Source organism: Mammaliicoccus sp. O-M54, assembly GCF_022386035.1.
Lineage (GTDB): Bacteria > Bacillota > Bacilli > Staphylococcales > Staphylococcaceae > Mammaliicoccus > Mammaliicoccus sciuri_A.
The window spans coordinates 539,599-564,677 of the sequence record NZ_JAJNJE010000001.1 but is presented as its reverse complement, the minus strand read 5'-3'; the positions used below and the strand labels follow the sequence as shown (position 1 = coordinate 564,677).

The window sequence follows — 25,079 nt, the reverse complement described above, 5'->3', positions numbered from 1 at the left end:
TGTTCAGACGTTTATATTATCTTATGTAATCATCATGGATTGCTTAATTTGGTCTTATAAACCACATTTCAGTTTCATAATCATGCGTGATACGTTGTGCAACTTCTGTCTTGTCAGCGCCGCCACCATACCAGTTTTGATCTAAACTTGTAAATTGCATGACGTTACCATCTGCATTACCGTTTAACACAATTGCTGTATGTCCAGCACCTGATCCGAAATCTTCATTAAATACAACGACATCTCCAGGCTGTGCTACAAATGACGGTGTGTTTTTGTACACTGTTGCTTCACCACTAAAATTATTAGCAGTTGGAATATCTTTTGCATAGTCACCATGTAAACCGTGACCATATAAATAATTCCAATAATAATTCACTAAATCAAAACATTGCCAACCGTAGTAGCCATCAAAATCCCAACCCTTACCTTCCAATGAATAAACATAATTCATGGCAGCCGTTGAAGATTTCGCAACTTCTTTTTGGACCTTGCTTGATTTTTTATCATAATCTCTATGTTCAACCTCTACGTTCTGTATCTTAGGTGTCTTATCTTTAGATGTATCACTACCGCCGCCATCCTTAGCGTCAGCATGCAAATTCAAATTCAATGCAGTCAAGCTCGTAAATGCAATAGCTAACAATAATTTGCTTTTAATCTTCATACATCCCCCTAAAAAATATGTATTATATATATTCTTAAATAATATATTAAAACATTTTATCATATATAAAGTATACTGGATAGGTTATAAAGATTAAGTATTGATTACAAAAAGACCACTAATCTCCCGCTCTATTTTATTAAAATTCATGATAACACTTGTTGCGACATAAAAATGCCCCACCAATTATGGCGGGGATATTTTTACTTTGTCTTATCATATATAAAATCTCCAATAATTTTAGAAGATTGACCTTTTTCTATAGAACAGAATTTATCGTAAAACCTTTCTATTTTATCTTTATATTTTTCTTTATGTTTATCAATATCTTTTAATTCCTCAGCTAATTTAAACTCATCTGTAATAATTTCTCCAGGTAAATCATTCATATAATCCATATAAAATCCTCTCAAACCTTTATCATATTTCTCAATATCATAAGCAAAGAAATATTGTGGTCTTTTTAGAATACCAAAGTCAAACATGACTGAAGAATAATCTGTAATGAGTGCATCAGATATTAAATATAATTCGGATATATCATTATAATTAGATACGTCGATTGCAAAATCTTCATATCCACTTAAATCTAATGCATTTGAAATTAAATAATGCATTCTTAGTAAAATGACAAATTCATCACCTAATTCTTTTTGTAGGTTTTCTAAATTTATTTTTAAATCGAATAAATATTTACCTTTTTTAACAAATTCATCATCTCTCCATGTCGGAGCGTACATAATAATTTTCTTACCTTTAGGTATGTTTAATTCTTTTTTCAGTTTTTCTATATATTTCTGATCATTACTTCTATTAACTAATATATCATTCCGAGGATATCCTATTTCTAAAGTTCTATTCTCATCCATCCAAAATGCCGTTTTAAAAATGTTCGTTGAGTACCTATTAGGAGAAATTAAATAATCCCATCGTGATGTTTCAGCGTAGAAATTCTTTTTATATTTAGGTGTAGTTGTTCCAGGCATTCTTACTATCTTCATATCATTAGCCAAACGTTTTAATGGTGTTCCGTGCCATGTTTGAATGTAAATTTGGTTATCTTTTTTATTTAAATACAGTGGTAACCTTGCATTCGTAACCCAGAATTTAGCTTTTGAGTATGCATCATAATATTCTTTAGATCCTTTTTTAACCTTTACTGCATTACCAGTTATGACATTTTGATTAGGATTTTTAAACACCCATATATAGTTTAATTTAGGATAATGTTTTTGCATATATTCATAAATATATTTAGGACTATCACTATAATTTTTACCACCGAAAGACTCAAAAACGATAGTTTCATTATTAACAGCTTCTTCTTTATCTAATAGTTGATATTTTGATCTATTCTTCATTTTATTATTCTGAACTATATTTTTTACATGTCTACTTACACTTCTAATATTATTTATATATTTAGCATTTTCAATGTCGTCCATAGATAAAAACAATAATTCTAATTTGTAGAGTATTTTTCCATCTTTTATAATGTTCCACTTTAGTGTTTTAACAATATTAATTAAAGGTTTCTCAAGAACACTATATCTTATATTTATATCTCTCAAAGATGGATCGAACCCTTTTTTAATTTCAAGTTTCATTTTTTGAGATAAAAAGTTTAGAATTTCTTTATTATTCGTTCTTTTAATTGAATCAAGATAACTATTAACATAATCTTCGAATGTAAAAATGAAATCTTGATCACTTAAAGTATTACCTTCAAATGGATCATAAATTTCACCTCTAAAATAAAAAGGAAAATTACGTAACCTTACAAATCTCTCTACGTATTTAATATATTCAAGCGCAAACGAAGTATCGATATATATTTTTAAATCTTCATTAAACCTAATGTTATGCGCTTTGACAATAGAAGTTTTAAACAAAATATTACAAACCGTATTTTTTCTTAAAAAGGAATTAGGGTTATTATCTTTAGTTAAGTAATCAATTCTAATTTTATCTTTATTTACATATTGAGGTTTTTTTAATGAGAATTTATTTATTGGCCCAATTAAGCCGTCTAATCCATTGATTTTAGATAAGTAATACTCAACTGAATAGCTTGCAAGTTGGTCATCAGCATCTAAAAACATAAAATATTTTGTTTCAACATTTTCTAAAGCAATATTTCTAGCATAGGCGTGCCCATAATTTCTATCTAAATTAATGTGATTTACATTTTTATCATAATTATTTATCGCTTCATTAACTAATCTATTAGAAGAGTCTGTTGATCCATCATTAACTATGATTAAATCAAAGTTTTGATTTCTTTGGTTTTTAATACTACCAATACAATCAAGTATATAATCTTCTTTATTATAATAAGTAATGATAATTGTTAATTCATTCATGATATTTCTCCTTAAAGTTTTTTAATATAATTAATATAAAAATATAATGCGTACTCAATTTTTTTATGACGACTTTAGTCATTCTTTTTTAGTACTCAAATAAAAGTACTACCTAAGGCATTTATTTCAATATCTAAAGAATAAATCAATGTATTATTAGGAGAATGGCTAATATTGAGTTTTAAATATTAATTTTACATTATATTATTATAGCTCCTTAATACTATTTGGCAATATTAATAAACAAAAATCTTAAACTGAATTAATTATCCATTTACTTATTTGAATTATTGTTAAATTTTCCAAAACTATTAAAACACTAAAAATATAGATTTTACATCTTCTATAAAAAAGCATAATAAAAAGCCCGTAACCATTGGTATACGGGCTTTTATAGTTTGAATTATTTTTCTAATGATTCAATATATTTTACAGCGTCACCAACTGTGTTGATTTTTTCTGCTTCCTCATCAGGAATTTCCATATCAAATTCATCTTCTAATTCCATTACTAATTCTGCGATATCTAAAGAATCAGCACCTAAATCATCTTTAAATGAAGCTTCAGGCGTTACTTTTTCAGCGTCTACACCTAGACGATCTACAATAATGTCTTTAACTTTGTCGAAACTTGCCATTCCATTCACCTCCTTTAAATGATTTAAATCTTATATAATAAGAAATTCAATTTCTCTTACTATCCTATTCTACTATAAAAGTAGTTATTATTGCATATACATTCCGCCATTAACGTGAATTGTTTGGCCAGTAATATAGCTTGCTTTATCACTTGCAAGAAATGCTACTGTATGTGCAATGTCACTATCTTCACCAAATCGTGCAAGTGGAATTTGTGATTTCATTTGTTCTTTTAATTCATCAGATAATTGATCTGTCATATCTGATACGATAAATCCTGGTGCAACTGCATTACAAGTAATGCCTCTAGATGCTAATTCTCTAGCAAATGTTCTTGTCATACCTTCAACACCTGATTTAGTTGCTACATAGTTCACTTGGCCTGCATTTCCTAGTGAACCTACAACACTTGATAAGTTAATGATACGACCAGATTTTTGTTTTAACATTGGTCTAGTTACTGCTTGAACACAGTTAAATACACCTTTTAAGTTTGTATTGATCACGTCATCCCATTCGTCTTGTTTCATACGCATCAATAAATTATCTCTAGTAATACCTGCATTATTAACTAATACGTCGATAGTACCAAATTGAGATGTTGTTTCTTTAATCATAGCTTTCACTTCATCTTGTTCACTTACATTTGCTTGAAATGCAAATGATTCTACACCAAATGATTTAATTTCAGAAACGACTTCTTCTGCTTTTTCTTTATTTCCTGCATAGTTCACAACTACATTGTAACCTTCTTTACCAAGTTCTAATGCAATTTTACGACCAATACCTCTAGAAGCACCTGTAACGATAGCTGTTTTTGTCATTATTCATTCCATCCTTTAATATCATCAATTGTTTGAATTGATGTTATTTTAACATCACGACTAATTTTCTTAACTAACCCAGATAATACTTTGTTAGGACCGACTTCGATAAAGTGATCTACACCTTGATCAATTAAATACTCAACAGATTGACTGAATTCAACTGGTGAGAATAATTGTTTAACCATGTTCGCTTTAATTACTTCATGATCTGTTTCAGGTTTAGCATATACATTCTGTACAATTGGGTGTTCTGCATCATTCCACTCAAATTGATTGATGTAGTTTTCAAAATCATCTGCTATAGTTTTCATCATTGAAGAATGAAAAGGGCCTGAAACTTTTAATGGCATAACACGTTTAGCACCTAGTGATTTACCTTCTGCTGCAAGTTTATCAATGAGTTCTGCATGACCAGATACAACGATTTGACCTGGGCAATTAATGTTTGCTGGTTCAATAAGTTTGTCCTCTGTTGATAATTGTTCACAGATTTCTCTCACTTTTTCAATGTCTAAACCTAGTACCGCTGCCATAGAACCTACACCTTGTGGAAAAGCTTCAGACATTAATGTACCACGTTTATGTACGATTTGAACGGCATCTTCAAACTTTAATACACCTTCTGATACTAATGCTGAATATTCACCTAAACTATGCCCTAATGCATAGTCATAATTCAAATCTTTTAAAGCATTCATTAAAGCTGAACTATGCGTTAACAATGCTGGTTGTGTATATTCAGTTAATCCAAGAATTTCTTCTGGATCTTTAAACATAATTTCAAGTAAATCAAATGATAAAGATTCATTTGCTCTTTCTAAAATTGATGTTGCATTAATTTCTTCTTGATATAAATCTTCTGCCATTCCTACTTTTTGTGACCCTTGACCAGGGAACATGATTGCAACTTTACCCATTTATTTCACCTACTGCTTTCTTCATTTTATCTACTATTTTAGTATCTGCAGCTAGCTTAGCTTGTTTAATTGCATTATAGAATGCACGTTGATCTGATGATCCGTGTGCTTTAACAACAACACCGTTTAATCCTAATAGAACTGAACCACCGTATTCTGCATAGTCCATTTTATTGCTAATTTTTTTAATATCTTTTTTCAATGTAAGTGCAGCAAGTTTATTTTTAGTTGAAGCAGTCATCGCTTCTTTCAACATTTTAAATATACCTGTTGCTGTACCTTCGATTGTTTTTAACACCATGTTACCGTTATAACCATCTGATACAACGACATCACATGCATCTAACAATAAAGATTTTGCTTCAACATTTCCAATAAAGTTATCAAATTGTTCTTCTTTAAGTAATTGATAAGTCTTTTTCATTAAAGCATTACCTTTTGTTTCTTCAGTACCAATATTTAAAAGTGCCAATGAAGGTTTTTCAATACTTCTAATTTGTTTGGCATAAATTTCACCCATTTTAGCATATTGCACAAGATGTTCAGGTTTAGCATCTGAGTTTGCACCAATATCTAAAAATACAAATCCTTTACCTGTAACTGTTGGGAAAGTCGCAACTAATGCAGGTCTTTCAATACCTTTTATTCTGCCGACAATAAATAATCCACTACTCATAAGTGCACCTGTATTACCAGCTGATACACATGCTTCTGCTTTACCTTCTTTAACAGCATTCGCCATTAAAACCATTGAAGCATTTTTCTTTTTCTTAATTGATCTAACAGGTTCGTCATCCATTGTTATCTTTTCATCAGTATGATAAAAAGTGATACGATCATGTTTGTAATCAAATTGTTTTTCGTCACCATATAACAAAATCTCTAAATCTGGAAAATCATTAACTGCTTGTTTAACCGCTTCTATTACGATACCCGGCGCGTCATCTCCGCCCATCATATCTATCGCAATCTTAACCATTATTTTCACCCTCGCTCGAATAATACATTTCAAATTGTCCTTGGAAAACAGTTTTTCCATGAACAGTGCTTGTGACATCTACTTTAGCTATATGTTTCGATTTATGAATCACAGTAGCTTTAGCAATGACTCTTTCATTTAGTTTTACTGATTTTTTGAATTGAACATTACTCTTAGTTGTTAATGCTAATTCATCATTAATCAATGCTACACATAATGAGTTAGCTTGGGCAAATAAATAGTGTCCTCTAGCAATACCGTTACGTGTAAAAACATGTTCTTCCTTGATATCTATAATAGAAATTGCTGATTTATCTAATTCAATATCTATAATTTCCCCAATGACATCTTCAATGGGTAATGATTTAATTTCATCATGATTTTGTGTTGCTACATCTTTGATGCGGCGTCTTAATTCTGGAATACCTAGCTCCATTCTATCTAGTCTAATAGTTTGGATGCTTACTTTAAAATATTCACTTAAAGTTTCGTCAGTTATGAAAGGTTCAGCTTTCAAACGATTTGTTAATTCCCTCTGGCGATCTGCTTTTGATAATTTCATTTCATCCAAATCCATTCTATTATGTACTTATAGCTAAAATTAGCACCTGCTATCATGACCTACCTTACTTATACTAACATGGGTATAACAATATACTCAACAAATTATACAATAAAAAAGAGCGAAATTTAAAAATTTGGTCATAAGACTTAAATAATAAGATGTGAAGACAAGGTGGAATAAGTGATTTTTTTGGGGGTGGACTTATTTTGTGATATGAATTTGGGTAGGAGGTTGGACTTATTTTAGGTGCGAGGTTAGGTGTTGGGGGTGGGAATTGATGTTGGGAGTTGAGGCTTAAGCAATATCTTGGCTTAATTTAGGACTTAAGCTACGACTTGAGCAATCTCTTGGCTTTATTTGGGACTTAAGCCATGACTTGAGCGATCTCTTGGCTTAATTCAGGACTTAAGCTACGACTTGAGCAATCTCTTGGCTTTATTCAGGACTTAAGCTACGACTTGAGCAATCTCTTGGCTTAATGTAGGCATTAAGCTAAGACTTGAGCGATCTCTTCGCTTAATGTAGTAGTTAAGCTAAGACTTAAGCAATCTCTTGGCTTAATGTAGGACTTAAGCTACGACTTGAGCTATCTCTTGGCTTTATTTGGGACTTAAGCCATGACTTGAGCGATATCTTGGCTTTATTATGAAGTTAAGCTACGACTTGGGCGATTTTTTATGTAATCAAAAATGTTCATTTCTAAATAATCATTTAATTTTTGAAAAGATGTGAGTTTACTACAACTTTAACTCACATGTTCAGCAATCTCGTGAGTTTAATATCTCATTAACTCACATGTTCATCTATCTCGTGAGTTTATTTCCTCTTTAACTCACATCTTCTTCAATCTCGTGAGTTTACCACCTCTTTAACTCACATGTTCTCGAATATCTCACATTCTTCCTACCTACTCCATAAACCCATACAACTATATCTCGAATCCAGGCACTCCATATTCTTTCTCCCAACAAAAAAAGAGCAAAATTTGAAATTTTGCTCTCCTCTATCATAGTTATGCTGCATTTTCTTCTACTGCTGTAAATATCATGCGCTCTTCGAACAATAAAGTATCTGGATTATAATTATCACATGTTATTAATGTTAATTGATTCGGTTTACCTTTATGTTCATCTAATACTTCTACTTGATTTGGCTTCACATTTTTAATGTTTTTAATTATATATGTCTTTTTACCTTTTAATGTGATGAGTTCTACTTTATCGCCAACTTTTGCGCGATCGAGATAGTTAAATCTTATTCCCGCACCTTCTACACGATGTCCTGCGATTGCGACATTCTGCTCACTTAACTTTTCATTCTCATCTACTAATGACAATCCGTTTTTTAAATTTTGTTCTGTTGCTGGTCCTTTAAATATAGGCTCTGATATATCTGCTGCTGGTACTTTTAAATAACCAACCATGTGTTCATTTACTTTTAAGTTATCTGTTTCTGTTTTTGTAATCCATGATTCTATTGGATTTATTTTAACGCTGTCATCATGATTTTCATACGACTCAATGACTTTATCATTAACACGGTCTGTAAAATACGTTCTAATATCATTCCAGAAGAAAATAGATATTGCCGTCATGATTAATAAGATACCTATAATTTTATATAACCATCTCATGTTTCTAACCTACTCTCAAAATATGGTAATTCAAATTTATACAATACGTGTTCCAATGTCAATCAAAATTTTGTTCTGACATAGATTCTTGTACTAGTAATCTTAATTTATCATATTCAGGTTTGAAAAATTCACCTGATTGCACTAATTCACTTGCTTCGTCTCTTGCGACTTCTAACATTCTATAATCTTCTACAATATTTGCAACTCTGAAATCAGGTAAACCACTTTGTTTAACGCCAAAGAAGTCACCAGGTCCTCTCATTTCCAAATCTCGTTCTGATAAATAAAAGCCGTCTGTAGATTCAGTCATAATGTGCATACGTTCTACACCACTCTCAGTTTTAGGTGATGCTACTAACGTACAGTAACTTTGGTGATGACTTCTACCGACACGTCCTCTTAATTGGTGTAACGTAGATAAACCAAATCGGTCAGCATCATAGATAATCATAAATGTTGCATTAGGGACGTTTACACCAACTTCAACAACAGTCGTAGAAACTAATATCGCGATTTCATTATTACTAAATTTATTCATGATTTCATCTTTTTCATCTGCATGCATTTTACCATGTACAAGACCGACTTTTTCCGCACCGAAACGCAACTGTAATTGCTCATAAATTGCAACCACATTTTGAACATCCAACGCTTCACTTTCTTCTATTAATGGACAAATGACATACGCTTGTCGACCTTTTGATATTTCACTGTTTAGTTGATTCAGTACATGATCAATTTCTTCATGTTTAGCCCACGATGTCAAAATTTCTTTTCTCCCTTTAGGCATTTGTTTAATCGAGGTTACATCCATTTCCCCGAACGCAGAGATAGACAATGTTCTCGGAATTGGTGTTGCTGTCATAAATAAGACATTTGTATCTGCACCTTTTTCACGCAGCTTCTTACGTTGATTTACACCAAATCGGTGTTGTTCATCAATAATAACTAATCCAATATCATTGAATGCCACATCATCTTGTATAAGTGCATGCGTACCTACAATGACGTCAACTTCTCCTACTTCCAACTGTTCAAGTAATAATTTTCTTTTTTTACCTTTAACTGAACTTGTTAATAAAGCGACATTCAATTGCCCACCAAACAACTCATCTAAACTGATTGCATGTTGTTCAGCTAATATAGCTGTTGGGACCATAAGCGCACTTTGCTTACCAGCATTAAACATTGCATAAATCGCAATAGCTGCAACAACCGTTTTACCCGAACCTACATCACCTTGTAATAATCGATGCATTTTAATAGGTGCTTTTAAATCTCTAAAAATTTCATTCACACTATTTTTCTGAGCATCTGTTAATTCAAAAGGTAATGTTTCGATAAAAGATTTCACCGCATTAACATCATAATTTAAACCTTCTATTTTATTAGATTCTTTTTCTAATTTGCTTAACCATTTCATCTTTAACTGAAATAAGAATAATTCATTAAATGAAAATGTGCGTCGCGCTAATTTGAGGTGATTAAATTGAAGTGGTTTATGTAAAATTGGAATGACATCTTTTAATGGCATTAATTTGTACTTATCCATTAAATTTGGAGATAACCATTCATCAATTTCAACAAGTTGTAATGCTTGTTCAATGTATTTATTAAGCTGCTTTTGTTTTAAACCTTCTTTTAATCGATAAATAGGTGTTAACGCATTTCCACCGTCTTCTTTTTCAGCCATTACTTTTTGACCAGCAATAATTTGTTTCTTTTGATCCCATTTACCTTTGATCGTAACTGTTTCACCCATAATGAGTCTTTTTTTCAAATAAGGTTGATTAAAGAATGTGACTTTAACGGCAATTTGATCAATCAGCATATGGCACGTTAATTTAGATTTATTTCTACCAAAAAATGCGACAGTCGGACTAGAGTACACTTCTCCAGTAACAGTGACAACATCACCATCAGTTGCTTCATTTAAATTAACGACAGATTCATCTTCATAACGTGTTGGTAAATACAACACTAAATCTTCTAATGTATAGATATTTAATTCATTTAATAACTGTAAACTTTTTGGTCCAACACCTTTAAGTTCTTGCAAAGTTCGCTCTGTATATATTAGATGTTGCTTATTCATTTTTATCACCTATATTTATTAATACTCTAATTATAGAACAAATACATGATATAAACCAATCGATTTCACCAAAATGAGCTTTATACAAACAAATAAAGACCAGGACAATGAATCATGTCCTAGCCTTATAAATTAATGTTTTGGTTAATTTCCAAATATCTCTTGTTTTAACCTTTCTCCTGTTGGCGTACCTGCTAAACCACCACGACCTGTTTCACGTAGTGCTGAAGGCATTGTTTGGCCAATCTTATACATAGCTTCTATAACTTCATCAGTAGGAATTCTTGATTTCACGCCTGCTAAAGCCATATCAGCTGAAATAATTGCATTTGAAGCACCTGCAGCGTTTCTCTTAACACAAGGTACTTCTACTAATCCTGCAACTGGATCACAAACAAGTCCTAACATATTTTTTAAGCTAATCGCAAATGCTTCTGCAGATTGTTGAGGTGTACCGCCAGCCATTTCTACTGTTGCAGCAGCACTCATCGCAGCTGCTGAACCAACTTCAGCTTGGCAACCACCAGCCGCACCTGATATAGATGCGTTATTCGCAACAACAAATCCAAATGCACCTGTTGTAAATAAGAAATGTAACATATCTTCTCTAGAAGGGTTTAGTCTTTTTTTCAGTGCAAATAATACACCAGGCGCAACCCCTGCAGAACCGGCAGTTGGTGTTGCACATATTTTACCCATTGCTGCATTTACTTCGTTCGTCGCAACAGCTTTACTTACTGCATCAATCATTAAATCACCTGAAAGTGATTGTCCACTTTCTAAATAATCTTGTAAAAGTACAGCATCCATTCCAGTTAAACCTGTTGTTGACGTTACACCATTTATACCACGTTCAATGGCTTTTTCCATTGTATCTAAATTGCGTTCCATATTTTGATAAACTTCTTCTTTAGAGAGTTTAGACACACGCATTTCTTGTTCAATCATGACTTCATAAATTTTTTTATTTTCTCTTTCACAAATTTCAATAAGTTCTTTTACACTTTGAAACATGATAACCCTCCTTTTATGATTCCCCCATTAATGTGACTGTCTGTACACCATCAATTTCTTTAATTTTATTTAAGACTTCTTGTGGAATATCATCATCTAATTCACACGTCATTAATGCAAGTTCACCTTTCTCTTTACGGGCCACTTGCATACTACCAACATTAATACGATAATCACCAAAGACATTGGTCACTTTCCCGATTGTGCCAAATGTATCCTTATGAAAAACAAGTAAAGCAGGATAATTCCCACTAATGGCAATTTGGAATCCGTTTATCGCAACGATTTCAACTTTACCACCACCAATTGAAATACCTTCTACTGAGATTTCCATTTCTTTATTTCTCATGTTGATAATTGCTGTATTCGGATGTGATCGTTCTTCATACATTTCGATAAAGTTGACATCAATCTGTTGTTGCTCAGCATCTTGAAGACTTGTTTTGATTCGGTCATCGTCTGTATCATAGCCTAGAATACCGCCGACTAACGCAACGTCAGTACCATGTCCTTTATAAGTTTCCATGAAAGACCCATATAAATATATATCAATATGTTCAGGTTTACCATCAAATAACCCTCTAGCTATTAATCCAATTCTTACTGCACCAGCAGTATGTGATGAAGATGGTCCAACCATTACTGGACCAATAATGTCAAAGACACTTCTATATTTCATCAATAATCACTCGTTTCTCTTTTAATTTCACCATACCATTATAACAACTTTCGCTCGTTTTGTAAGCGTTTTACAACACAAAAGACAACAACGCTTTTGTTTAACATTGTTGTCTTTTATCTTGAGATTATTCTACTGAGAATAAGAATGAGTAAATTGGTTGGTCACCTTGATGTACTTCTACTTCAACTTCTTCATAGTTTTCTTCAACATATGATACTAATTGATCGACTTCTTCATCAGTAGCGTCTTCACCTTTAATAATTGTTAAAATTTCACTGTCTTCATCAATCATTTCATCGATAAGCTTTTTACTAGCTGTTAGGTGGTCAGCATCACTTACTTTAATACTGCTTTCATGGATACCCATGAACTCACCTTTTTTAATTGTAATACCATCTATATTTGTGTCTCTAACGGCATATGTTACAGAACCTGATTTTACAAAACGCATTGCATCTTCCATATGCGCTTTATTCTCTTCGATTGATTGCTCTAAGTTAAGATTTAACATTGCTGAAAGACCTTGAGATACTGTTTTTGATGCTACAACAGCTACAGGTATATCAACTAAATGTTCAACTTGCTCAGCTGCCATAATAATATTTTTATTATTTGGTAAGATGATAGCATTTTTACAACCTGATTGTTTTACAACTTTTACAATATCTTCTGTTGAAGGATTCATAGTTTGGCCACCGCTGATGACATGTGTTGCACCAAGTGATTTAAATAATGTTGTGATTCCTTCACCCATTGAAATTGTAATAACTGCTGTTTCAATCTCTTCTTGCTCTTGTTGTTGTTCTTGTTTGATCTTTTTATCTGCGCTTTTACGAAGTACTTCTCTATGTTGTTCACGCATATTTTCGATTTTAATTTTAATCAGTTCACCGTATTGGCTACCGTAAGATAATACTTCACCTGGTGTTTCAGAATGAACATGTACTTTTACGATTTCATCATCAGAGATTACAAGTAATGAATCACCGAATTGACTCATATCTTCTCTGAATTGTTCTTCATCGAAAGCTTTTTTATCTTTTCCAAAGCGAACCATTATTTCAGTACAGTAGCCGTAGACGATATCTTCAGTATTCATGACACCACCGAAATCATGGTCATCATTAATAAATTCGTCTGTATCTACTTTTTCTTTAGCTGGTTGAATTTTTTCGCCTTTTAATGTTGCTAAGAATCCTTCATAAACAAACATTAAACCTTGTCCACCACTATCCACAACACCTACTTCTTTAAGTACAGGTAGTTGGTTTGGTGTGTTTTCTAATGCTGTTTGACCTTCTTTAATGACAGCTTCCATAACTGTTATAACATCTTCTGTTGATTCAGCTGCTGTAACAGCTGCTTCTCCAGCTACTCTCGCAACTGTTAAAATCGTTCCTTCAACTGGTTTCATTACAGCTTTATATGCTGTATTCACACCTGATTGGAATGCTTTAGCGAATTGTTGAGCATCAATTTCTTGTTCATTCTCAATCGATTTTGAGAATCCTCTAAATAATTGAGATAAGATAACACCTGAGTTACCTCTTGCGCCCATTAACAATCCTTTAGAAAATATTTTACCAACCTCACCGATATGTACATTACTATGAGCTTTAACCTCTGCTGCACCTGATGACATTGATAAATTCATATTTGTTCCTGTATCTCCATCTGGTACAGGAAACACATTTAAAGAATCTACAAAATCTGCATTGTTTGATAAACTATCTGATCCTTGAACGATCATATCAGCAAACAATTTGCCGTCAATCTTATTCATACTGTATTTGCCTCCCTATGCTTCCTCATCATCATTAATAACTCTAACACCTTGGATATATATGTTGACTGCGTTGACTTTTAAATTTAATGATTGTTCTAAAGTATATTTAACAGCAGATTGGACATTGTTTGCTATTTCTGAGATTTTCGTACCATAACTCACAATTATATACATATCTACATCAAGAACACCTTCGTTTTGAGATACAATAACACCTTTGGCATAATTATCACGCCCAAGAATTTCTGCAATGCCATCTCTAACTTGATGTTTACTTGCCATACCAACGATACCATAACATTCTACGGCAGCACCGCCAGCAAGCGTTGCAATAACGTCATTTGAAATATCGATACTTCCATACTCATTTGTAATTTCTAAAGTCATGATTACGTCCCTCCTACACATTTAAATTTTTTCGTTTTATAAACTACTTTATATATGTTCTGTTTAATTATACTTAATATCACATTCACATCGCAAGAATTCATCATTTTAATCACGTTTTTTATACAACGTTTTCACAAGATATTATTATAACAAATAAATTGAACTTTAAAATACTTTTTGCGAAATTTGTTATTATTTTTTCGCTAATTTACAAAAAAGGCGTTGAATAAATGACAAGTGCGTGTTATATTATTAAGGTGTGTAAACGTAAATAAATGTGTATTTATATTTCATTAAAGGAGGATATTTATGGCTAAAGAATGTTTCGTAACAGGTCGTAAAGCTAGAACTGGTAACCACCGTTCTCACGCATTAAATGCTAACAAACGTCGTTGGAACGCTAATTTACAAAAAGTTAGAATCTTAGTTGACGGTAAACCTAAACGTGTATGGGTTTCAGCTCGTGCGCTTAAATCAGGTAAAGTTACACGCGTTTAATGAATATAAGTCACATATAATAAAGAGAACCTTTGTGTGGAAGGTTCTCTTTTTTTATTTATCTTTACTTTGTACCATCAATATATTACCAAGTTCAACTGTTACTAATGGGTGTTCATGACCCGCTTTAAACTCATTACTAATTGTTAACGTTGAGCCTTGAGCCAAAGTTGTAAATGGCAAATCATATTTAAATTCTTCTAATTTTATTCTAATATTCGTACTTAGCGGAATAAACGATACATATTTCATGCCTTCTACTTGTGAAATTCGATGATTTCCTGCTTTTAATACTGTAATTTCATTTTGCTCATCTACAAGCGTAATTTGAATATTATCTTCCAGAAATTCTGGTTTCGTTAATATTTGAACAGCACCCATAAAATGATCTAATCTGCCACCTGTCGCACCATATATTCTTATTTCTTCGTATCCGAGTTCAACTGCTAAGTTAACTGCTAATGCAAGATCAGTATCATCCTTTTCTTTTTTTACTGGATCAATATCGATATGTTTAATAATTTGTTGATACTCTTCATCTGATACCGAATCAAAATCTCCTATAGCAGCAACAGGCTTAATGTCATGTTTAATTAATTCAATTGTGCCTCTATCTACACCTATCCAATCAATGTGCTTTTCAGCTTGAAGTATATGTTCATTGATATGACGCATACTACATAATAGATTTACTTTCATGATTAATCACCCTTTAATTTGTGTACAGGTTCTTTGTAGTCTTCATGTTTGAAGTAATAAGATCCTGCAACTAATATGTCTGCTCCTTGTGCTTTACATAACGCACCAGTTTCTTCATTAACACCACCATCAACTTCAATTTCAAAGTTTAAGTCATGTTCATTTCTATATTCGTCTAACCAAGTAATTTTACTTAACGTAGATTCTATAAAGCTTTGACCACCAAATCCAGGATTCACAGTCATAATTAAAACAAAGTCCACGTCACCTAAAATTTGCGACAATGATTCTACAGGCGTTCCAGGATTGATCACAACACCTGCTAATTTATGATGCGCTTTGATTTGTTGTATCGCTCTATGAATGTGTGGTGTCGCCTCAAAGTGAACAGAAACCATGTCACTACCCGCTTCACAAAATGCATCAATCATTTGTTCTGGGTTCTCGATCATTAAATGTGTATCAATCATCATATCTGTTACTTTTCTTAATGATTCTAAAATAGGTAATCCAATTGATATATTCGGTACAAACTGACCATCCATTACATCAAAATGTAAAATGTCTGCGCCAGATTCCTTAACGCGTGTTACTTCTTGTTTTAATTCTGCAAAATCACAAGCTAAAAGTGAAGGTGCTATTTTTACCATTAATATCTTACCTTTCTATTTTGAATTTCTTCGAATAATGTCAAATAGTGCTTATATCTTAACTGATAAAAATGATTGTCTCGTATGCGTTCTTTTACTGCACATTTAGGTTCATTAATGTGCGTACAATTTCTAAATTTACACTGTGATTTAATCGCTTCAAATTCTGGGAATAAATCTGCAAGTTCTTCCTTTTCAATGTGAGAAAAGTCTAATGCACTAAATCCAGGTGTGTCCGCTAAATAACCACCATCTAGCTCATACAACTCAACATGTCTTGTCGTATGTTTACCACGATTAAGCGCTTTTGAGATTTTGTTTGTTTCTAAATTCAAATCCTCGAATAATCTATTCATAATCGTGGATTTACCAACACCTGATTGGCCACTTAACACGATGATACCGTCAATTAAGGGTTTAATCGCATTTGATACATCATCTTCTTCGCCTATAAATAACGTTTCATATCCAATTGATTGATATTGCGCTAATTTATCTTGAATTTGTTGAATTTCGTCATCAGTGGCGAGATCTTTTTTAGTTACACATATTATCGGTGTAATATTGTATGAATGAACGACTACGAGAAATCTATCTAATAATTGTTGACTAAACGCTGGTTCTGATGCGCTCATCACGACGATAACTTTATGAATATTTGAAACTGGTGGTCTTAATAATATATTCTCACGTTCATGAATATGTTGAATATACCCACCCGTTTCATTTTCAACTTGAAAATCAACGATATCTCCGACAACAGGAGATGTCTTCTTCTTTCTGAATAACCCTCGAGCTCTCGTAATATATATACCATCGTCAGCTTGTACTGAATAATCTCCACTTATTGATTTAATAATACGACCCGTTTTCAATATAACACCTACCTCATTTTATTTTTATTATACCAAATCATACTGCTTAAATAATCAATTATTTATGTTGCTTAAACAAAATCGTTACTTCTGTCCCTTTATCGACTTCACTTTCGAAGAAGATTTGAGCATCATGATGTTCAATAATTGAATCAACAATTGATAAACCAAGACCGTTACTATCAACATGAATATTATGAGATTGATCACCTTTATAAAATCGATCTTTAATATGTTTCAATTGTTTCTCAGTCATGCCATAACCTTCATCAATAATAGAAACTTTTACAAATTCATTTTGTTCTTTAAGATCAATTTGTATCATACTATACTTAGGTGAATATTTAATAGCATTATTTAATATATTATAGAGTGCTTGATAAAGTAACTTATGATTACCTTTAATAGTTAAATCGTCCATATCAAATAGAACTGAGATTTCATTGTCTTCTAATAAGAAATTCAGGTTTTGCACGACTTCTTTAACGACTTTTTGAACATGTACTGTTTCATTAAATGACAAATGTTCACTATTATCTAATTCCGATAACAACAATAATTGTTTCGTTAAATTACTCAAACGGTATGCTCTTGCATATATATCTTCTATAATTTGTATTCTGTTATTTTCATCTTGTTCATGTTCAAGTTCTCTTAATAAACTTAAAATAGATTGAAGCGGAGATTTAATTTCATGAGAGACATTTTGAACAAAGGATTGTCTCATCATTTCTAGTTGTTTAAGTTCATCTCTCATCTTAATAAATCGATGTTGTAATATACCTATTTCATCGTCACGTGTGACTTTGATATCGACATCAAAATCACCTTTACGTAATGATTCTGTTGTCTTCATAAGTCGTCTAATTGGGTTTGCCAATGAATAACTTGAAAATAGTACGAGTACTAATGAAATAACGACAAGCAACACAAGTAATATCGCTAAAAATATTCTAAATTCGCCTAACATAGAACCGACACTAGGTCTTAAGAATAACGCATATTCACTACCTTGGTGTTGAATCTTGATACCGACAGTGTTTCTTGTTTCATTATCAAAGAATCCTGTAATAAAAATATTAAACGGTCTATTTTTAATACCATGATACGTCTTACCGTCTAATACATCTTCAACTGCTTGATTATCTAAATTATATTTTCTGAAGTTATCACCATAATAAGTCGGTTTCAACTTATCGTTATATAATACAGCCTGATAATGAAGTTCGCTTAAGTGATTTAAATAATTATCCAACGACATTTCATTGTCATGATCAATATAATCTTGAACATCTTTTAAAGTATTAAATACTTTGTGGTCATTTTTTTCTTTTAAATCTATATGATAATAAATGTTTGTCAGAATGAATCCTAAAATAGCACTTACGAGCATCACAACTATTGTATAGATTGTTATACGTTGCGCTAAAGACTTAAACCTCATGAGCAAGCACCGCCTTGTAACCAACGCCTCTCACGGTTTTAATCAAGACATCGCTCTCTAACTTTTCTAATCGCTTTCTAATACGTTTAATATGTACATCAAGTGTTCGCTCGTCTCCTTCGAAATCAATGCCCCATACAACTTCAATGATTTTGTCTCGTTGTAGTACTTTATCTTTGTTACGCATTAAATAATCTAATAATGCAAATTCTTTCTTAGGTAAAAGCATTGTTTTCTGATTAATCGTTATTTCCATATCAACACTATTAATATGTGTGTTACCTATTTGAAGTTCATTAGATGAATTAATTTTAAATCTGCGTAGTACAGCTTTTATTCTAAAAATTAACTCTTTAATTTCAAATGGTTTCGTTACATAATCATCTGTTCCAGCAAGAAATGCATTTTCTTTATCACTCAACTCATCTCTTGCCGTTAACATGATAACTGGAATATCAAAACTATCTTTAAGTATTTGACACAATTCAAAGCCGTCCATACCTGGCATCATAATATCTACAACAGCAATATCAATATATTTATGCTCTACAACTTCTAAAGCTTCCTCACCACTGAGACTTGTTATAACATTTATATGTTCACGTTCAATTTCTCGCTTCAAATCATTTAAGATAAATTTATCATCATCTACAACTAAACAAGTTACCATGTCATCACCTCTTTACCTATGATACCAAATATCTTTGAAAATTTTCATATATACATTATTTAAGGGGGAGCGGGACAGAAATCTAATTTGTAAAAAAGATTTCGTAGTCCCGCCCCAGCAAGGATGACTAGAGTTGAAAAAGCTTGGTACAAGCGCATTTCAATTCAGTCATCTACTGCCAAGATACTAAAAGAGACTGAGACATTAGATTATGTCCCAGCCTGAATAATATTATTATAATAAATCAATTAATAATTAAACTGATTCTACGTTACGGTTTACTAATGCATTAACATTTTCAATGATTGTACCACTTACGACACGACCTGGTAATTTATTTAAATTAACAGATAGGTCTTGGTCTTTTTTCATATCATATGAAATGTTTCTAGCGAAGTATTTCATTGATTCTTCCATGATGATAATTGTCATCCATTCACCCGCACAACGGTGGTTTGTATAATAATCGCCGCCACCTTGAGGGATTAAATCAAATGGACTTCCGTCCCAATCGCTGAAGCGGTTTGGATAGAATCTTTCTGGATTCTCCCATAAGCCTTCTCTATGCAATGTTCCGTAAATATCTAATACTAAGAAAGTATCTTTCTCAATAGTATAGCCATCAAATTCGATATCTACTGCTGCTTTACCAGGTAAAAATGGTACGAAAGGATAGAATCTTCTAACTTCTTGTACAAATTTATAAGCATAGTCATTTTCATTATTGAAGACTTTTTCTGCTTCTCCTGGATAATCATGTAATGCTTTCACACCGAAACTAACAAAACGGTTAATTGCGACTAGAGGACGCACAACGTTCATTAAATCGATCGCACACAATCTAGAATCCATTAAATTACCTTCAAAATCTTCCCAATGACTAAATTCATGTAATGCTGTACCTTGTGGAGGTGTTAATTTACCTTCACGTACTGCAATAATTTGATTTTCTAGGAATGTTTCTACTCTATCTCTTGCTTTTTTAGCTTCTCTATATCCTTTGAATGCAGTACCGATATTTTTGAATGAATCGATCATAGTATCCATATCTTTAGCACAGCTTTCGATTTCTTCAGGAGAAGCGATAATGCCTGCCCATCTAAATCCAACTTTAGTTAATAGGATAATAGATTCTTTATAAACGTTAACTTCGTCCATTCTTTCCATACGTTCAGTATTCATAAACCAAGTACTACGTGTAAGTTCTCTCAAATATTCTAAGTTTTCTTCAGTCATTAATGACATAAATAGAGCTTTACGGTCTATGTGTTTTTTACCACCAGTAGTATGTATAGCGCCTTTACCGAATAAAGTATTAACAACACGTTTAGGTAATGTACCTTGTCTTTCGATTAATTCATTGTTATAAAAAATCTCTGCAGCTTCTTTACCGCTAAATACAACTGTTCTTCTTCCACCTAATGCTCTTAATTCAAAAATATTTGTATCAAATTTCTCAAGTCTATTTGGTACATATTTATAGCCTTCTTTTAAGACTTTTAATGTACTGTCTAGCCCTCTATCTTTTGGTATTTGCTTACCCATAAAGTTAATGCCCCCTAGAATTTTTGTAAATTTCATATACTTACATATTATTTCATTTTCTGTGAAAATAATCAATCAACTACTATTATCAATTGAAAATTTTATATCTTTGTCAACTAATGCATGCCTTTTTGACCACTCAATTAGCGTATCTGGATAAACGACATCATGTTGAATCGATTGACTTAGATTTTCAACTGGAAAACTGAGTATAAATCGTTGATCAATAATTTCCTCAACAATATTAAAAAATGCTAGATTTCCACTCGTTGGTCTTCCGACAAGATTGACTATTCCCGATTTTGCTATTTTATAAACGAGCCATTCAGCTGCATAAGATGTATCTTTATCAATTAATACCACAATTTCTTCAAATCGACTTAATCCGATAAAATCAATTTTATCATCATCAAAGAGTTTCCAATCACCAACAGGTTGATCTAAAATATTTTGATAAAAAGCTTGTTCATTCATTTCACTGCACGCTTTATACAAACGTTCTAATTTTTGCTTAAATAACGTCTTATGACGCTCTCGCTCAACCTTTACGTGTGTGTCTCTCGTTAATATCGTTTCTTGATTTCCAATCTCATAAAAATAAGGTATAAGAAACTCTGCGATACTTAAATTTTTAAATTGTGCGTTCCTAAAATCAAACACGACTTTTTTAGATGATTCTTGAATTTTGGATAATTTATATAACGCTTCAACAGCTTGTTCAAAACGAATATCACCGTTAAACTCTAATATTGGCACATCATCCTTAACCGTCACATCAATCGTATGTTCTGTACTCACCGGATAATGTCTTAATTCAAAGCGATAAGTTTGATTCGCTCTTTTTACTTCTACTTCATTTTGGAAAGTTAAAATATGTTCCCATTCTTCCCTATGGTATGGTTCATCTTTTAATAAACGATGATATCTCATTCTACAATATTCAATAGAATCTCCTGATAACTGTGTAATTTCATCACCAACAACAAAGCGTATATCATCCAGCACTTCCGTAACAACTAAAGCATCTTTAGTAGCTCTTACCTTAATTCCCACTTGCTTGTCAGGAACTTTCAATGCCTTAATAGACGTACTCAACAAACCTATATCATAGAAGAAATTATTCATAACTTCTATAAAGACTTGATCAGACAGATGAGATGAGGTCACAATATTTTTATACTCTTCATAAATAGCGTGCTTTTGATCAGCATCTACAATAGCATGTTCTGTTTGACGATATACATATTCATATAAAGACACATAAGGAAGCATATTTTTCACCCCAGACTCATTTTCTAAATTTTACTAAGAACTAAGCATTAAATCAATAGTGTATAAAAATAGAGACTGAAACACTGGTTAATGTTTCAGTCTCACAAATAGCTATATACTTTTCATATATTTAGAAATCATCGTAATCAATTGTGTTACTTTCAATTTCTTTACCATCTACTTCAACGCGATATTCAGCTGATTCGCCTTTTGGAATCGTGAAATTAATGCTTCTTGTTGTATCTTTTTTAATCGTAAAGGAATCTGCAACTTTTTTAATATTATTTGATTTATCTTTAACAAAGATTTCTACTTTTTGACCTTTTTTACTATCAGAACCTGTAAATGGTATATAAACGGATTGTGTATATGTTTTATCTCTTGCATTATCATTGTTGTCATCTTTTTTATCTTTGTCATCTGATTTATCTGAGTCAGAGTCTTTATCTTCACCTTTAGATACATCAAAGTAAATCGTTGATTCGACTGGTAATTGTCCATCTTTAAATGATTGTTTGACGATTGTATCTGCTGGTTCATCACTTTCAACTTCAGATTGTTCTACTTTAAATCCAAGCGCTTCAAGTTCAGATGTCGCTTTACTGATTTCTTCACCCGTATAATCTTTAACGTATTCTTGTTTCACGCCGATTGATTTAGTCAAAATAATCATCGTATCTTTAGGTACGACTTTAGAACCTGGTTCGATATTTTGATTAATCACTGTGCCATTCGCCGCTTTATCATACTGTTCTTTTATACGGACAGATTCAAAGCCTTGTTTTTCTAATTGCTTTTTCGTTTTGTCTGCTGATTTCCCAACATAATCTTCTACGGTAAACGTCTTAACACCTTGAGATATCACTAAATCAACTTTAGTCATTTCTTTAACTTTGCTACCAACTTTAGGTGTTACTTTCATAACTTCGCCTTCTTTAAAGCTATTACTATAGGCTTCTGTTATTTTGCCTTTACTTAAACCTTTTTCGTCTATTAAAGCTAAGGCTTCACCACGTGATTTTCCTAATAAATTAGGCACATCTACATATTTAGGAGCCGTTAAGGCAAAACCGATTGCACCTACTAACATACATAATAGTAAAATAGGCACAAAAACGATTAACCATTTATTTCGTTTACGTTTAGGCTTATTTGTTTCCGTATTTTGTTGTTGTGCATTAGCATCTTGTTGAGTCGTTGCAATTGGAACAGTCTTTGTATCACTTTCTTCTTCATCTGCTTTTATAACGGGCATTGTTTTAGTATCTGAATTAGAATCATACCTAGGTAATTCATCTTTACGTTCATCATCCAATGCTGTTAAAAGGTCATAATACATTTCATTTGTGTCACGGTACCTGAGTGACTTTTCTTTACGCGTTGCTTTCATAATGACATTTTCTATACTTTGAGGTATAGATGGTCGTTCTTTTCTAATAGATGGCAACTCTTCTTGAATATGTTTAATGGCAACACTTACAGGCGTTTCCCCATTAAATGGCGGGTGTCCTGTTAATAATTCATACAATACAATACCAATAGAATAAATATCTGATGATTCATCTGTTGATTGACCTTTAGCTTGTTCAGGCGATAAATATTGAACAGAACCCATAACATGATTCGTTTCAGTTAGAGCTGTTTCACTTAATGCCCTTGCGATACCAAAGTCTAATATTTTTAACGTCCCATTTTTAGTCATGAGAATGTTTTGCGGTTTAATATCTCGATGAATAATTCGATGATGGTGTGCATGTGCGATACCTTTTAAGATTTGAAGGGTCATTTCAACCGCTTCATCTGCAGATAACTTACCTTCTTTACATAGATATTCCTTTAATGTTGGTCCTTCTATATATTCCATAACAAGGTAATAACAATTATCATCTTCTTCTACATCCAGTACATTCACAACGTTACTATGACTTAAAATCGTCGTATTTTGAACTTCTCGTTCGAAACGTTCAACTGCTTTTTCTTTTTCATAAGGCGGTATGTTGATTACTTTCACTGCTACATCACGGTTCAAGATCTTATCTTTCGCTAAATAGACGTTACTCATACCACCGCCACCAAGATACTTCACAAATTCATAGCGACCGGCGATTATGCGACCTATCATATTTTTCCACCTTCAAATGGATATAATATTAACGAAATATTATCTTTACCTTCGACTTCGATTGTTTCTTCGATAAGCGTTTCACCAATATCCTCAACCGTACCTTTATGAGACATCACAATTTGTTGAACGTCATCTTCATGTAAGTAATCTGTTAAACCATCTGAATTTAAAAGTAAATAATCATAAAATTTTGTATTGTAGTAAAAAATATCTGGGTTAACACGTTTATCTGTTCCCATAACTTTTGTAATAATATTTCTTTGAGGATGTGTGAAAGCTTCTTCTTTCGTAATTTCCCCAATCGTAACAAGATGATTAACAAATGTATGATCATTTGTTAATTGCATCATTTCACGACTGTTCATCAAATAAGCACGTGAATCACCTATATTAGCTACAACGATGTCTTTTTCATAGACTAAAGCACAAACACAAGTTGTACCCATGCCTCTATACATCTCATTGTTCATAGACTCGTTATATAATTGTCTGTTTATATCAGCTAAGTTAGATTGCAACCAATCTTCAGCATGATCATATTCAATATAATTTTCATCTTCGAATCTAGCTTTAAGTGAATCATTCACAAATTGACTTGCAACTTCACCTGCAGCATGTCCACCCATACCATCACAAATCACTAATAAAACTTGACCTGTTTGATTTGTATAGATACCACCTGCATCTTCATTTTGTTCTCGAAATTGACCGACATCTGTAAAAAACCGTGCTTCCATGATTT

23 protein-coding genes are annotated in these 25,079 nt (G+C 32.3%); 1 reads left to right on the top strand and 22 read right to left on the bottom strand.

The window, feature by feature from the left end:
- Positions 1–43 precede the first annotated feature (43 nt).
- The 13 genes from LQ673_RS02870 to LQ673_RS02810 form a co-directional block, all read right to left on the bottom strand.
- A complete protein-coding gene (locus LQ673_RS02870; RefSeq protein WP_025905299.1) occupies positions 44–667 on the bottom strand; it encodes a CHAP domain-containing protein in 624 nt (207 codons plus the stop codon).
- Between the two features lie 203 nt (positions 668–870).
- Positions 871–3,030: a bifunctional glycosyltransferase/CDP-glycerol:glycerophosphate glycerophosphotransferase gene (locus LQ673_RS02865; RefSeq protein WP_191835949.1), complete on the bottom strand. Its 2,160-nt coding sequence runs from the start codon at positions 3,028–3,030 to the stop codon at positions 871–873.
- Positions 3,031–3,433: 403 nt separating this feature from the next.
- Positions 3,434–3,667, bottom strand: coding sequence for an acyl carrier protein (locus LQ673_RS02860; protein ID WP_017000113.1), 234 nt, complete (start codon positions 3,665–3,667; stop codon positions 3,434–3,436).
- A gap of 87 nt (positions 3,668–3,754) precedes the next feature.
- Positions 3,755–4,492, bottom strand: a complete 738-nt coding sequence (fabG, locus tag LQ673_RS02855; protein ID WP_048542526.1) for a 3-oxoacyl-[acyl-carrier-protein] reductase — start codon at positions 4,490–4,492, stop codon at positions 3,755–3,757.
- Positions 4,492–5,412, bottom strand: coding sequence for an ACP S-malonyltransferase (gene fabD, locus LQ673_RS02850; protein ID WP_191836751.1), 921 nt, complete (start codon positions 5,410–5,412; stop codon positions 4,492–4,494). Before fabD ends, fabG begins: the two co-directional genes overlap by 1 nt.
- A complete protein-coding gene (gene plsX / locus LQ673_RS02845; protein ID WP_107565446.1) occupies positions 5,405–6,391 on the bottom strand; it encodes a phosphate acyltransferase PlsX in 987 nt (328 codons plus the stop codon). The genes fabD and plsX overlap by 8 nt, the downstream gene beginning before the upstream one ends.
- Positions 6,384–6,953, bottom strand: a complete 570-nt coding sequence (gene fapR, locus LQ673_RS02840) for a transcription factor FapR (protein WP_191836752.1) — start codon at positions 6,951–6,953, stop codon at positions 6,384–6,386. The genes plsX and fapR overlap by 8 nt, the downstream gene beginning before the upstream one ends.
- Before the next feature lie 1,015 nt (positions 6,954–7,968).
- On the bottom strand, positions 7,969–8,589 hold the full coding sequence (locus LQ673_RS02835; protein WP_126476882.1) for a class A sortase: 621 nt from the start codon (positions 8,587–8,589) through the stop codon (positions 7,969–7,971).
- A 58-nt stretch (positions 8,590–8,647) separates the two neighbouring features.
- A complete protein-coding gene (gene recG / locus LQ673_RS02830; RefSeq protein WP_191836244.1) occupies positions 8,648–10,687 on the bottom strand; it encodes an ATP-dependent DNA helicase RecG in 2,040 nt (679 codons plus the stop codon).
- 144 nt (positions 10,688–10,831) lie between these two features.
- Positions 10,832–11,701, bottom strand: coding sequence for an L-serine ammonia-lyase, iron-sulfur-dependent, subunit alpha (gene sdaAA, locus LQ673_RS02825; protein ID WP_037587619.1), 870 nt, complete (start codon positions 11,699–11,701; stop codon positions 10,832–10,834).
- Positions 11,702–11,714: 13 nt separating this feature from the next.
- Entirely contained in the window at positions 11,715–12,380 is a 666-nt protein-coding gene (sdaAB, locus tag LQ673_RS02820) for an L-serine ammonia-lyase, iron-sulfur-dependent subunit beta (protein ID WP_037587617.1), read from the bottom strand.
- Positions 12,381–12,507: 127 nt separating this feature from the next.
- The gene (gene fakA / locus LQ673_RS02815; RefSeq protein ID WP_191836242.1) at positions 12,508–14,166 is read right to left on the bottom strand and encodes a fatty acid kinase catalytic subunit FakA; all 1,659 of its coding nucleotides are present in this window, start codon (positions 14,164–14,166) and stop codon (positions 12,508–12,510) included.
- Positions 14,167–14,181: 15 nt separating this feature from the next.
- Positions 14,182–14,556: an Asp23/Gls24 family envelope stress response protein gene (locus LQ673_RS02810; RefSeq protein WP_016911554.1), complete on the bottom strand. Its 375-nt coding sequence runs from the start codon at positions 14,554–14,556 to the stop codon at positions 14,182–14,184.
- A gap of 312 nt (positions 14,557–14,868) precedes the next feature.
- Between LQ673_RS02810 and rpmB the strand changes: the two genes are divergently transcribed.
- Complete coding sequence (rpmB, locus tag LQ673_RS02805; RefSeq protein WP_017000124.1) at positions 14,869–15,057, top strand: 50S ribosomal protein L28; 189 nt, start codon at positions 14,869–14,871, stop codon at positions 15,055–15,057.
- 54 nt (positions 15,058–15,111) lie between these two features.
- On the opposite strand, the gene LQ673_RS02800 is transcribed toward rpmB, so the two are convergent.
- From LQ673_RS02800 to LQ673_RS02760, 9 genes are all read right to left on the bottom strand, one after another.
- A complete protein-coding gene (locus LQ673_RS02800; RefSeq protein WP_191836241.1) occupies positions 15,112–15,756 on the bottom strand; it encodes a thiamine diphosphokinase in 645 nt (214 codons plus the stop codon).
- A 2-nt stretch (positions 15,757–15,758) separates the two neighbouring features.
- On the bottom strand, positions 15,759–16,406 hold the full coding sequence (gene rpe / locus LQ673_RS02795; RefSeq protein WP_191836240.1) for a ribulose-phosphate 3-epimerase: 648 nt from the start codon (positions 16,404–16,406) through the stop codon (positions 15,759–15,761).
- Entirely contained in the window at positions 16,406–17,281 is an 876-nt protein-coding gene (rsgA, locus tag LQ673_RS02790) for a ribosome small subunit-dependent GTPase A (RefSeq protein ID WP_191836239.1), read from the bottom strand. Before rsgA ends, rpe begins: the two co-directional genes overlap by 1 nt.
- 58 nt (positions 17,282–17,339) lie before the next feature.
- Positions 17,340–18,725, bottom strand: coding sequence for a sensor histidine kinase (locus tag LQ673_RS02785; protein ID WP_191836238.1), 1,386 nt, complete (start codon positions 18,723–18,725; stop codon positions 17,340–17,342).
- Positions 18,715–19,395, bottom strand: coding sequence for a response regulator transcription factor (locus LQ673_RS02780; protein ID WP_025904559.1), 681 nt, complete (start codon positions 19,393–19,395; stop codon positions 18,715–18,717). The genes LQ673_RS02785 and LQ673_RS02780 overlap by 11 nt, the downstream gene beginning before the upstream one ends.
- 255 nt (positions 19,396–19,650) lie before the next feature.
- Positions 19,651–20,940 carry a cytochrome P450 gene (locus LQ673_RS02775; protein WP_025904560.1) on the bottom strand — a complete coding sequence of 430 codons (1,290 nt, stop codon included), beginning with the start codon at positions 20,938–20,940 and terminating at the stop codon, positions 19,651–19,653.
- 75 nt (positions 20,941–21,015) lie between these two features.
- A complete protein-coding gene (locus tag LQ673_RS02770; protein WP_191836237.1) occupies positions 21,016–22,212 on the bottom strand; it encodes a hypothetical protein in 1,197 nt (398 codons plus the stop codon).
- Positions 22,213–22,342: 130 nt separating this feature from the next.
- A complete protein-coding gene (gene pknB / locus LQ673_RS02765) occupies positions 22,343–24,334 on the bottom strand; it encodes a Stk1 family PASTA domain-containing Ser/Thr kinase (protein ID WP_204171175.1) in 1,992 nt (663 codons plus the stop codon).
- On the bottom strand, positions 24,331–25,077 hold the full coding sequence (locus LQ673_RS02760) for a Stp1/IreP family PP2C-type Ser/Thr phosphatase (RefSeq protein ID WP_037587595.1): 747 nt from the start codon (positions 25,075–25,077) through the stop codon (positions 24,331–24,333). Before LQ673_RS02760 ends, pknB begins: the two co-directional genes overlap by 4 nt.
- Positions 25,078–25,079 lie beyond the last annotated feature (2 nt).